Source organism: Collinsella sp. AM20-15AC (genome assembly GCF_003471405.1).
Lineage (GTDB): Bacteria > Actinomycetota > Coriobacteriia > Coriobacteriales > Coriobacteriaceae > Collinsella.
This window is the reverse complement of the sequence record NZ_QRJA01000004.1, coordinates 51,889-64,238: the sequence shown is the minus strand read 5'-3', so window position 1 is coordinate 64,238 and position 12,350 is coordinate 51,889. Positions and strand designations below refer to the sequence as shown.

The window sequence follows — 12,350 nt, the reverse complement described above, 5'->3', positions numbered from 1 at the left end:
GCCATGGGTAAGCCCGGTGCTTTTCTTGATATCGATCGCGTGACCCACGAGCTTCGCCCCGTGGAGGAGCGCAGCCGTGATTTCGATCCGCTGTACGTGGAGCTCGACGACGACGCACGTCGCGCCCAGGCGAGCCGCTGCATGATGTGCGGCGTGGCGTTTTGCCAGATGGGCGCGAGCTTTGGCAAGGCACGTCCGAGCGGCTGCCCGCTGCACAACTTGATTCCCGAGTGGAACGAGCTGGTGTACCGCGGCCGCTGGGATGAGGCTGCCGAGCGCCTGTCGCTCACCTCGCCCATGCCTGAGTTCACGAGCCGCGTGTGCCCGGCACTGTGCGAGGCCGCGTGCAACCTGGGCTCGGTCGACGGCCAACCCACGACGATTCACGATAACGAGCGTGCGATCAGCGACCATGAGTGGGCCAACGGCGGCCCACGTCGCTTTGAGCCGGCAGGGGAGGACGCGCCCTCGGTCGCCGTGGTTGGTTCCGGCCCGGCTGGCCTGGTGGCAGCATGGGAGCTTGCACGTCGCGGTGCCCGCGTGACGGTGTTTGAGCGCGACGACCGCCCCGGCGGCCTACTCATGTACGGCATTCCCAACATGAAGCTCGAGAAGTCTGTGGTCGAGCGTCGTGTGGCGCTCATGCGCGAGCTGGGTATTGTGTTCGAGCTGGGCGCCGACGTGAGCGATCCCAAGGTTACCGCCAGGCTCGACGACTTTGACGCCGCCGTGGTGGCTGCCGGCGCCCGTGCTCCGCGTGGACTTTCGGCTGCGAACATTGATGCCCCGGGCGTGGTGTATGCCGTGGACTACCTGACGGCTTCGACCGTCTCGGTGCTCGATGGCGGTGAGCCTGCTATTGACGCACGCGGCCTGGACGTCGTGGTCATTGGCGGTGGCGATACCGGCAACGACTGCGTGGGTACCGCGGTGCGTCAGGGCGCGCGCAGCGTGCGCCAGTTTGAGTTCTTGCCGGCTGCGCCCGATAAGCGCGCGGCAGGCAACCCCTGGCCGCAGTGGCCCAACGTTAAGAAGACCGATTACGGCCGGCAGGAGGCTATCGCTGCGATGGGTGGCGAGATGCGTGCCTGGGCCGTGGATACACTCGAGGTGCTGCTGGACAAGAAGGGTGCGGCTGCGGGTCTGCGCGTGGTCGATCTGGACTGGTCGGCGGGAAAGCCCGAGCGCATCGCGGGCTCCGAGCACGAGGTGCCAGCGCAGCTGGTGCTCATCGCCTGCGGCTTTACGGGTCCGGAGTACGGTGTGTTCGATGCGGTGAGCGTGCCTGTTGCCACCGCTGGTCGTCCGCTGCCGGTGATGGCTGCCGAGGGCTCGCATCTCGCGGCTCGCACGGAGGGTGTTGCCGCGGATGCCGCACCGGTGTACGTGGCCGGTGACGCCCGCAACGGCAGCTCGCTCGTGGTGAACGCCATGGCCGACGCCCTGGCCTGCGCTGCCGAAGTCGCCGACGCGCTGGAGCTGTAAAGTAGTCATTTAAGAACGTCCCCAATGACTAGCCATTTTTTTGTCTAGTCGTTGGGGACACTCTTTGCGAGCAGTTTGCTCGTTTGTCGACGTGCGGGTGTTCATTTGTCGACTTCTTGGGCTGTGGTCACCTGTTGTTTCTGTGGTGGCTGCGGGCATCTGGCTCAAAAGGGCGGGTTGGCCGTCGATGTTTACCTGCGGTTTTGTTGCGGTGCGCATTTTCGGTCAAGCTTTTCGTCAAGTGTTTGGTCAGCATCTGGTTTGCAGCCGGGGGCCTATTTTGCCCGCACTGGTCGTGGCCGCCCACCCTCCTCGTAAGCTCAAATTGAGGTCCATCAGTTTGAGGAGGATGCCATGACTGACCACGCTTTAGACCAAGCGCAGCTAGCCGAAGCCGTCGGCAACGATATTGCCGACATGGCCCATTTTTGGATGCTGCGGAAGTTTCAGTTTTTGGAGCCGGCGCGCGAACAGTTCGAGATCATTGTCGACCCGTGGCTCAGCTATTGCACCGAGCCTTCGCAAAACGAAATCATGGCCTACAACATGGCGTTTACCGATTGGCTGCTGTTTGAGCGCCCCTATTACCACGGCAAGACGCTGTTGGAGCTGTATGTGGACGAGCCGCCAGCGTCAATTTCTCCTGCTTCGCTCGGGCGACTTAAGCAGGTGCGTGACACGCAGTATTTCTCGCGCTTTGGCATTTTGGACAAGGATCCCGCGACTGGTATGGTCGTGCTGAAGGACACGCGCACCGACCGTCGCTTTGACGTCTACGACCCACATATCGTGCAAAAGGAGCATTGGAACGATGGTGCGATTGCGGTGCGACTCGCGTGCGTCGACGATGTCTGGCTGACGGCGGGGCAGCTCTACCTGTATGATATCGCGCGCCTGAGCGACACAGCGGTCGACGGGCCGGGCGCGGTGCATCCCGAGGACCTGGAGGACGGTTTCGACACCTCGTGCATCAGCTTCTTCTTGCGTCTGGTCCGCGACATCATGGGCGCCCAGGGGCGGTACGTGAAGTCGCTCAACATCTACGAACAGGAATGGGAGTAGGGGATGGACCTGGCGTTGTCCTGCCTTGCCTTCTGTCTTTATGTCTCGATCTGTAACGTTTGGGGACAAAAACCAGTCTATCTGTTACAGATCGAGACGAATGCTTGGGCGCCGCTGGTTTGTCTAAATCTGTAACGTTTAGGGGCCTGGAGAACGTCTTACTGTTACAGATCGAGACGTTTGGCACCTGGCTGGGGGGGGGATGTCTCAATCTGTAACATCTACAGTCCAAAAATCGGTCTTCTTGTTACAGATCAAGACGTTTGTCGGTGGAGGCAACGGTGACGATGGTCCATTTGTCCGATGTGGTGGTGATGGAAGTGTCTAATACCGTTTTCAAGCACAAGCATACGACTCGCAACACGTTGGCGCGGAATAGGATGCTCGCGCGACTCACGGAGGTGACCGAGCAAGGTGCGCTGCTCGCAACGCATGACAATGCCGAGCTCATGTGGCTGCGGCGTCATGTTGGAACCGACGATATCGCGGAACCCGAGCCGTATTTGTTCTGCTTTCAACATGATTGGGGTGTACTGACGCCGGCGGAGCGAACGCTGCGTACCATCAAAGGGCTTGCAGAGTTTCATCCCGATTGGGCGTTTTGGGGCTATGACGCGGCGCTTTTGTGGGGTCTGGAGGTGCCGAATGATCTGCTTGGGTCGCGTTTTCTTGTTAAGACGGGTTGTTCGGTGACGTTGAGCGGCGGGTGCAGGTTGTTGCGTCCGCAGATGGCGGGCGCACTCGAGCATGTTGATGGCGTGCGGGTGACGTCGTTTTGGCGCACGGTGGAGGATTGCCTACTGCGTGCGCCGTTCTCCTACGGGTTGGCGATTGCCGATTCTGCACTGCGGGCGAAAGGCGTATCACGTGGGGATTTGTGCGAGCGCCTCCGCGCCGATTGCGAGGGCAGGCGAGGGTATCGCAGGGCACAGGTGATTGCGTCGTATGCGGACGGGCTGTCTGAAAACGGCGGCGAGTCTCGGTTCCGAGCATTCTTTATTGCGTACGGCTTTCCGGTTCCGGAGCTGCAGGTGGAGTTTCGCGACCCGCTCGATCCGAGCCAGGTGTTTCGCGTCGACTATTTTTGGCGGCTCGAGGACGGGACGTGTGTCATCGGCGAGCTCGACGGAAAGGGGAAGTACACCTTGCAGAGCGGCGAGGGTCGGGAGTCGGTTGACCCATTCGTGGCAGAGCGTCAGCGGGAATCTCATCTGACAATGCTCGGGCATAAGGTGCTTCGGTTTACGTTTAACGAACTCAAAGACCCGGGGAAGCTGGTCGAGAAAATGAGGCTGGCGGGTATTCCTCGGCAGGTTGAATTGGCTGAGGAGTGGAGATGCCAGTGGTATGGGCGCTGAGAGGTTTTGTCTCGATCTGTAACGTTTAGAGGCTGTTTGAGCTCGTAATTGTTACAGATCGAGACAAGCCGGTGAAACGTCGACCGAATGTCTCGATCTGTAACAACAAGGGGCCTAATAACCCTGTACCTGTTACAGATCGAGACATTTCCCTGGTGTCGCTGGGGTGGGACTGCAACGTGTTCCGTCTCCCCACATCCCCTCTTCCTTCCGTTAACCGATGCGTCTGCAGCAATCCAGCGGGACTAGGTGATAATGGACAAATGTTCAAGTTAATCGTGAGGGAGGAGCTCGATATGGCATCTGCCGATCGTTCCACGTTGTTTATCAATGCGACCATTCTGGATGGTTCGGAGCATATGGAGCCGCAGCCCGATATGGCCGTTACTGTTGAGCGCGGCATCATCACCTGGATGGGGCCGAGTGCTGTGGCGCAGGCGCCTGCAGGTGCCGAGGTCATCGACCTGGCCGGCGCGTATCTCATGCCCGGTCTCATCAATATGCACGTGCACCTGTGCGGCTCGGGCAAGCCTGTCTCGGCCGGCGATGCGGGAGCGCTGATGAAGAAACTCGATAATCCCGTGGGCCGTGCCATCGTCCGCCGCATCCTCAAGGGCAGTGCCCAGCAGCAGCTGGCAAGCGGCGTGACCACGGTGCGCGGCGCGGGCGACCCGTTGTTTGCCGATCTTGCCGTGCGCGACGCTATCGACGCCGGCAAGTATCAGGGCCCGCGCCTGGTAGCGCCGGGAACGGGCGTCACGGTGCCGGGCGGCCATGGCGCGGGCTTGTTCGCCCAGGTGGCCAACAGCCCCGTTGAGGCAGCCGAGCAGGTGCGAGACCTGTATGCGCGCGGCGCCGACGTCATTAAGCTGTTCGTAACGGGCGGTGTGTTCGATGCGACCGAGGTGGGCGAGCCGGGCGTGCTGCGTATGCCGGTGGAGGTTGCCGCGGCGGCGTGCAAGGCGGCGCACGAGGTGGGCCTGCCGGTTATGGCTCATGTCGAGAGCACCGAGGGCGTGAAGGCCGCGCTTGAGGCCGGGGTCGACACGATCGAGCACGGTGCCCCGATGACGCCCGAGATCCTGGAGCTGTACCGTGGCGCCGCGGGCACGCAGCTTGAGGATCGTGCGCCCAGCGTTACCTGCACGATCAGCCCGGCGCTGCCGTTTGTGTTGCTCGATCCGGAGAAGACCCATTCGACTGACACGCAAAAGAAGAACGGCGACATCGTGTGCTCGGGCATTATCGAGAGTGCTCGTGCGGCGCTGGAAGCTGGCGTTAAGGTGGGCCTTGGCACAGATTCGAGCTGCCCGTTCGTGACGCAGTACGACATGTGGCGTGAGGTGGCCTATTTTGCCAAGTATGTCGGCGTGAGCAACGCCTTCGCGCTGCATACGGCTACGCAGGTCAATGCCGAGCTCCTGGGGCTGGGCGGCGAGACCGGTACGATCGAGTGCGGCAAGGCCGCCGATATCCTGGTGACGCGCAAGAATCCGCTCGATGACCTGTGCGCTCTGCGTGAGCCGACGCATGTGATGTGTCGCGGTGATCTGGTACGCAAGCTCAAGGTGAAACGTATTCCCGAGGTGGACGCCGAGCTCGACACGATTATGGCCATGCCTGCAGAAGCGCTTGCCGAGGAGCTGGCCCGCGACGGCGTGGCGTAGGTGTGACAAAGGTGCAGCTCCGTTGCCGCATACAAAAAGCCGAGGTCTCAACACGAGGCCTCGGCTTTTTTATCGAACAAATACTTAAGATTTGGGACAAACAAACCTGATTAATTTGTCCCGCGTGCGGGCGCTAGGAGCGGGTTTCCATCTTGGCGTGGCACTTGGGGCAGGTGACGCGGATCTTGCCTTTGCCCTTGGGGACGGAGAGCATCTGGCCGCAGTTGGGGCACTTGAGGTATGCCGTGGTCTTGCGGCCCTTCCACATCTTCTTGGCCGTGCGCTTGGCACGCTCAAAGTCTTCCTTGCTCGTTCCAGCCGCGCGCGAGGTGCCGGCCGCTGCAGTTCCACCGCCCAAGCTGGCGACGAACTTGCCCAAGCCGGGGACGTTCGCGGTCGCGGCGACAAAGGCCGCGTTTTCCTTGCGACGTGCGTCGATGTTTTTGGACAGGCCGCGCAGCACGCCAATCACGATTACGGCGATGGCAATCCAGCTGAGCCACTGGATGTGGGCTATCGATCCGATCATCGCGATGACAATGCCGGCAAAACCCATCACGATGGTGAGTTCATCGGCACCATTGCGGCCCTTCATAAAGTCATTCATGCAAATTGCCTTTCGTTCGATATGCTGCACGCCTTTATACCCGATTTAGAGCAAGGGGGACAGGTCAATCTGCACCAAGGTGGTGCAAACGTACCTATCCCCGATACACCAAGATGGTGCAAAGAAGTCTGTCCCCAATGCCCCAATTACTTGGAGAGCTTGTCGACGACGCGCTCGATCTCGGCGAGCTTGGCGGCCTTGAGGTCTTCGTCGCCCGATTCGATTGCCGAAGTCACGCAGCCCTCGATATGTGCCTTGAGTACGTCGGCATTAATGCGCGCAAGGAGCGCCTGTGTGGCCATGAGCTGCGTGGAAATATCGACGCAGTAGCGGTCCTCCTCGACCATCCGCAGGATGCCGTCGATCTGACCGCGTGCCGTCTTGAGCATGCGGGTCACCGATTTGTGGTCTGCCATCATGGCGAGTCCTCGTTTCTGGTCGGGGGGTCGAATGCCTCTGGTAGCTGCTAAGCGGCGGTCACGGACAGGGCGTGGAACTTCTCGCCGGCGCCCTCGACGGCGGCGGCGAGCTGCTCGGCGGTCACGGTGTCGGCGCACTCCACCTGGACGGTCTGGGTCTCGTGATCGGCGTCGGCGTCGGTTACGCCGGCCACGTTGAGCAACGCCGTCTCGACGGTGGCGTCGCAGTGACCGCACATAAGGCCGGAAGTCTTGATTGTGTAACGCATGGGTATTCCTCTCTGTTGTGTCGGCTTTCCCAGGCACCCGACCTTGACCTTCAAGCCGTCGCTCGCGTACCAAAGTACGCGTCGCTCCTCTTTCAGGTCAATCTCGGGCACCTGGAAAACCCGTTCTAAATGGACTTAAGGGTGAACCTATTTTGCCACTTTAGGCTTAAAGGTTCGTAGGCGCAGCGCATTGCTTACGACGCACACGCTCGACAGGCTCATGGCCGCGGCGCCGAACATCGGCGAGAGCTGCCAACCGGTGAGGGGGAAGAACACGCCTGCCGCCAGCGGAATGCCGATGCCGTTGTAGAACAGCGCCCAGAACAGGTCCTGCTTGATGTTGCGGATCGTGGCGCGCGAAAGCTCGATGGCGCGCGCAACATCCATGAGGTCGCTGCGCATGAGCACCATATCTGCCCCTTCTTTGGCGATGTCGGCGCCGGTGCCGATCGCAAGGCCCACGTCGGCGCGCGCCAGGGCGGGGGAGTCGTTGATGCCGTCGCCCACCATGGCGACCTTGCTGCCCGCATCCTGCAGTTCGTGCACGTGGCGTTCCTTGTCGGCGGGCAGGACGTCGGCGATAACCTGTTCGCTGGTGAGTCCCACGCGGCGGGCGATGGCCTCGGCCGTCACGCGGTTGTCGCCGGTGAGCATGCGCACGTCGACGCCGAGCTTGCGGAGCGCGGCGATGGCCTCGGCGCTCGTTTCTTTGACCTCGTCAGCCACGGCGATGGTGCCGGCAAGCTCGCCGTTCTTGGCAAAGAACAGCGGCGTCTTGCCCTCGGCAGCGAACTGCTCGGCAAGACCGGCGGGCACCTCCGCGCCCAGCTCGTTCATCAGGCGCACGTTGCCGGCTGCGATGACATTCTGCCCCTCGCGTGCCGTAACGCCTCGCCCGGGCACGGCGGCAAAGTCCTCGACCATGCGCGCGACGATTCCGCGCGACTCGCACTCGGCCATAATCGCCTCGGCCAGCGGGTGCTCGCTCGAGCGTTCCAGCGCGGCGGCCAGCTTGAGCAGCGCCTTTTCGCTCATGGCGGGCGAGCCGTCGGCGCGTGCGGCAACCACGATATCGGTCACGGCCGGCTTGCCGCGGGTGACGGTGCCCGTCTTGTCGAGCACGACGGTGCCCACGCTGCGCAGGTTCTCTAGCGCCTCGGCGCTCTTAAACAGAATGCCCATCTCGGCGCCCTTGCCGGTGCCCACCATAATGGCGACGGGTGTGGCCAGGCCGAGCGCGCACGGACAACTGATCACCAGCACGGCTACGGCAGAAGTGAGCGCCTCGTTCACGCTGCCGGTCAGCGCCATCCATACCGCAAAGGTCACGGCCGAGATCACGAACACCACGGGCACGAACACGCCGGCGACCTTGTCGGCCATGCGGGCGATGGACGCCTTGGTGGCGTTGGCGTCCTCGACGAGCTGGATAATCTTGGCGAGCGATGTCTCGGCACCCACCCGCGTGGCGCGGAAGGTAAACGAACCGGTGCGGTTGACGGTGGCGGCGTTGACGGTGTCGCCGGCGGTCTTTTCCACGGGGATGGACTCGCCGGTGAGCGCACTCTCGTCCACGGCCGAGCTGCCTTCGAGCACCACGCCATCGACGGGGATGGACTCTCCGGGGCGCACGCGCAGGACCTGGCCGGGAAGGATGCTGTCGACGTCGACGGTGGTTTCGGTGCCGTCGTCGGCAACGACGGTCGCGGTCTTGGGCGCCAGGTCGATCAGCGCCTCGATGGCGCCGCCGGTCTTGGATTTGCTGCGCGTCTCGAGGTATTTACCCACGGTGACGAGCGACAGGATCGTGCCGGCGCTCTCAAAATACAGATTGTCCATGCCCGTCATCATGGCCTCGTGGACCTGACCCGCGGCTAACTGGTCGGCCATGATGAACATGGCATAGAGCGACCAGGCGACGGAAGCGGTGGCGCCCACGGCAATAAGGGCGTCCATGGTAGGAGCGCCGTGCGCGAGCGACTTGAAGCCGTTGATAAAGTACGCATCGTTGACATAGATGATGGGGATGAGCAGGACGAGCTCGGTGAGGGCGAGCGTCATGCTGTGGGTATGGTCGGTGAAAATGCCGGGCAGCGGCCAACCGAGCATGTGCCCCATGCCTATGTAGAACAACGGGATGAGAAAGATGATTGAGATGATGAGACGGGTACGCATGGCGGAGGCGGTGGCCTCCAGCTTTTTGGTTGGCGACTCCATATGGGCGGCGCCGGACCTGACTTGCGTGCTGCCGTTTGAGCCGGCGGCACCGGTGCCCGCATCGACGGGCGAGGCCGAGTAGCCCGCGCGGTCGACGGCGGTGCAGATATCGTCGGGGGAGACCTGCGCGGGGTCGTAGTCGACCATCATGGAACCGGCGAGTAGGTTGACCGCGACGCTTTGGACGCCGTCGAGCTTGCTCACGGCGCGGTCCACATGCGCCTGGCAGGCGGCGCATGTCATGCCGCCCACGTCGAACTTATCTTGAGCCATGGCTTCTCCTTTCTGCGGCGTAGTGTTTGAATTGTTAACCTGCTGATACTATACACCCATACCCCCTGGGGGTGTCCAGTATAGAAAGAAATGTATGACATTTCGTTACAGATGAGGGTGGCTGCTCAATCGTTGGCAGCTCATGTCAAACATCTCGATCTGTAACATCTAGCGGGGAAAATGACCTCTAACTGTTACAGATCGAGATTATGTTTTGCGATGTTTGAGTTCGTCTCAATCTGTAACGTGTAGACCCGGTTTTGTCTCGTAACTGTTACAGATTGAGACAATCGGCCCAGACCCGCCTCGTCATCTGTGGTTTACGTGGGGGCATGCGAAGCACGGGTATACTAACCCGCGGCGAATCTGCTCCATCGCTTAGTGCTGCTGCGTCTGGACGGCGCGTGATAGGGCTGCCAAAGCGATCGCCAGCGTGCTGAGCAACGTCCTCTCTGTGCGCACCCGTTTTTGTATGTATTAGCGCACTACCAAGCACGCCCGCGCGGCCGCATGCCGTGCCCATTGCGTGTGCAGATAAGGAACAACAACATATGCGTAATTCTGTATCCGACGTCACCGACGCCGAGATTCTGGACGAGACCCGCGAGGCCATGACCCAGGCTGCCTTCGATGCTGCCGATGAGGCCAATGCTGCCCAGGCCGTCGAGTCCGCTACCGAGAGCCTGCCCGCCTTTGACGAGCTGGGGCTTTCGGACGAGATGCTCCGTGCTATCGAGAATCTGGGCTACACGGCGCCCACGCCCGTTCAGGCCGGCTCCATCCCCGTGGCGCTCGAGGGTCGCGACCTGCTTGCCGCCGCCCAGACCGGCACCGGCAAGACGGCCGCCTTCTTGCTGCCGACCATGAACAACCTGGAGCACATCGCTCCTCCCAAACCCGTACGCGAGCGCGGCGGCCGCAACCGTCGTCGCGGCGCCAAGAAGCCCGAGGGCAACGGCCGCGGTCCCGTGATGCTCGTCATCACTCCCACGCGCGAGCTTGCCCAGCAGATCGACGAGGTCGCGAGCAAGATCGCCGACGTCACCGGCCACGTTGCCGTGACCGTCGTGGGTGGCGTGAGCTACAAGCCGCAGACCGCTGCCCTCAAGTACGGCTGCGACATCCTGGTCGCAACGCCGGGCCGTCTGGTCGACTTGATCGAGCAGGGAGCCTGCCATCTGAACGAGGTCAAGGTGCTGGTGCTCGACGAGGCCGATCGCATGCTCGACATGGGCTTTTTGCCCGCCGTCCGCCGCATCGTGCGCGAGACGCCGGCCGAGCGCCAGACGCTGCTGTTCTCGGCGACCCTCGACGAGGAGGCCGTGGGCGAGATCACCGACCTGGTGAGCGACCCGGCCCGCGTGGAGATCGCGCCTGCCACGTCGACCGCCGACACCGTCGACCAGTTTGTGTTCCCGGTGTCCATCGAGGCCAAGAACAACCTGCTGCCCGAGTTCCTCAAAAAGGAGGGCCCGGAGCGCACTATCGTCTTTATGCGCACCAAGCACCGCGCCGACAGCTGCTGCCGTCGTCTGGAGCGTAAGGGCATCAAGGCCGCCGCAATCCACGGCAACCGCAGCCAGGCCCAGCGCGAGCGCGCGCTCTCGGCTTTCCGCGACGGCACCGTCGACGTGCTGGTGGCGACCGACGTCCTCGCTCGCGGCATCGACATCAGCGATGTGCGCTACGTCGTGAACTTTGACGTGCCGGCAGAGCCGACCGACTACATCCACCGCATTGGCCGCACGGGCCGCGCCGGCGAGCTGGGCTGGGCCATCACGTTTGTGACCGAGCAGGACGTCGATGAGTTCTACGAGATCGAGAAGCTCATGGACAAGACCGCCGACATCTACGAGGCCGGCGACCTGCACGTGGGCCCCAATCCGCCCGCGGTTGATCCCGAGCGCGACCCTGCAGCCTTTAAGGTGAAGAAGAAGACCAAGCGCGGCAAGTCCAAGAGCAAGAAGAAGCTTGAGCAGGCACGTCGCGACGGCAAGCGCAACGGCGACGATTACGGTGATGTGGCCGGTCGTTCCAACCGCGGTCGCGATGAGCGTCGCGGCGACGGCGAGCGTCCGAGCCGTCCCAAGCGCGGCGGCAAGGCCCGCGTGCGCGAGGGCGTTCAGGCTCGCGTAGACGAGGCTGTTGAGAGCGTGGCCCGCGAGGTGGCTGCCGAGGAGCGCGGCGGTGCTGCCGCCGTCGAGCAGGCCCCGCGCGGTAACCGTGCCGAGCGTCGTGCCAAGCAGTTCCAGGGCGAGGCACATCGTCGTCGCCGCGAGGACGAGGACCGCGGCGGTCGTCGCCGTGTTGAGCGCGAGGACGAGGGCCGTGGTTCGCGCGGCGGCAAGCGCGGTGCGGGCGACCGCCGTCGTTCCGGTCGTGATGACGAGCGCGGTGGCCGTGATGAGCGTCGCGGCGGCGAGGGTCGCGGTGAGCGAGGTGCCCGTGGCGGTGAGTCCCGCGGCGGCAAGCGCTTTGAAGAGCGCGGTAGCCGCGGCAGCGAGCGTCGCGAGGGCGCTCGCAGCAATGGCGGCCGCGGCGGCGCTGGTCGTTCTAACGAGTCGCGCGATCGTCGTGACCCGCGTGCCAGCCGCGATCGTCGCGATGACTGGCGCAACTACGACGATACCCGCGAGGAGCGTCGTGGCGGCTATCGTGGCGGGCGTGGCGGCAACCAGGCCGGCTCCCGCGGCGGCCGCGCCGGCGGTCGCGATAACCGTGGCAGCTATGGCAACAGCCGTGGCGGCAAGCGCGGCGGCAGCTCCCGTCGTCCCGGTGACGGCGGCGGCAAGCACAAGTAACATACGCGTCGCGCGCTAGAGCGAGGCGAACTAAGGGCCCCGAGCAACTACGCTCGGGGCCCTTTTTGGTGCAAAGGGGTCAGAGCAAGGAGTGCCCCTGGGTGCCGGCAGAAAAGGAACGTCCCTAAGTGCCGCCTAAATACCGTTTATCGAAGAAAAAATACCGCTCACCGGTCATAATGATTGTTCTGA

9 protein-coding genes are annotated in these 12,350 nt (G+C 62.8%); 5 read left to right on the top strand and 4 right to left on the bottom strand.

Going from position 1 to position 12,350, the window contains the following annotated elements; genetic code table 11:
• Window positions 1-3: 3 nt before the first annotated feature.
• The 4 genes from DW233_RS02295 (at window position 4) to DW233_RS02280 (ending at window position 5,572) form a co-directional block, all read left to right on the top strand.
• Window positions 4-1,485, top strand: a complete 1,482-nt coding sequence (locus tag DW233_RS02295) for a glutamate synthase subunit beta (RefSeq protein ID WP_118266488.1) — start codon at window positions 4-6, stop codon at window positions 1,483-1,485.
• A 354-nt stretch (window positions 1,486-1,839) separates the two neighbouring features.
• Entirely contained in the window at window positions 1,840-2,547 is a 708-nt protein-coding gene (locus DW233_RS02290) for a hypothetical protein (RefSeq protein WP_118266487.1), read from the top strand.
• A 269-nt stretch (window positions 2,548-2,816) separates the two neighbouring features.
• A complete protein-coding gene (locus DW233_RS02285; protein WP_147357119.1) occupies window positions 2,817-3,905 on the top strand; it encodes a hypothetical protein in 1,089 nt (362 codons plus the stop codon).
• Between the two features lie 296 nt (window positions 3,906-4,201).
• On the top strand, window positions 4,202-5,572 hold the full coding sequence (locus DW233_RS02280) for an amidohydrolase family protein (RefSeq protein ID WP_233547912.1): 1,371 nt from the start codon (window positions 4,202-4,204) through the stop codon (window positions 5,570-5,572).
• A gap of 133 nt (window positions 5,573-5,705) precedes the next feature.
• Here DW233_RS02280 and DW233_RS02275 read toward each other — a convergent pair whose 3' ends face one another.
• From DW233_RS02275 to DW233_RS02260, 4 genes are all read right to left on the bottom strand, one after another.
• Window positions 5,706-6,179 (bottom strand): hypothetical protein, encoded by a 474-nt coding sequence (locus DW233_RS02275; protein ID WP_118266482.1) that lies wholly within the window; start codon window positions 6,177-6,179, stop codon window positions 5,706-5,708.
• Window positions 6,180-6,325: 146 nt separating this feature from the next.
• Window positions 6,326-6,598 carry a metal-sensing transcriptional repressor gene (locus DW233_RS02270; RefSeq protein WP_022094020.1) on the bottom strand — a complete coding sequence of 91 codons (273 nt, stop codon included), beginning with the start codon at window positions 6,596-6,598 and terminating at the stop codon, window positions 6,326-6,328.
• A gap of 47 nt (window positions 6,599-6,645) precedes the next feature.
• On the bottom strand, window positions 6,646-6,867 hold the full coding sequence (locus tag DW233_RS02265) for a heavy-metal-associated domain-containing protein (protein WP_006235338.1): 222 nt from the start codon (window positions 6,865-6,867) through the stop codon (window positions 6,646-6,648).
• A 147-nt stretch (window positions 6,868-7,014) separates the two neighbouring features.
• On the bottom strand, window positions 7,015-9,357 hold the full coding sequence (locus DW233_RS02260) for a cation-translocating P-type ATPase (protein WP_118266481.1): 2,343 nt from the start codon (window positions 9,355-9,357) through the stop codon (window positions 7,015-7,017).
• A gap of 551 nt (window positions 9,358-9,908) precedes the next feature.
• On the opposite strand from DW233_RS02260, the gene DW233_RS02255 reads away from it, so the two are divergent.
• Complete coding sequence (locus tag DW233_RS02255) at window positions 9,909-12,158, top strand: DEAD/DEAH box helicase (RefSeq protein ID WP_118266479.1); 2,250 nt, start codon at window positions 9,909-9,911, stop codon at window positions 12,156-12,158.
• Window positions 12,159-12,350: the final 192 nt, after the last annotated feature.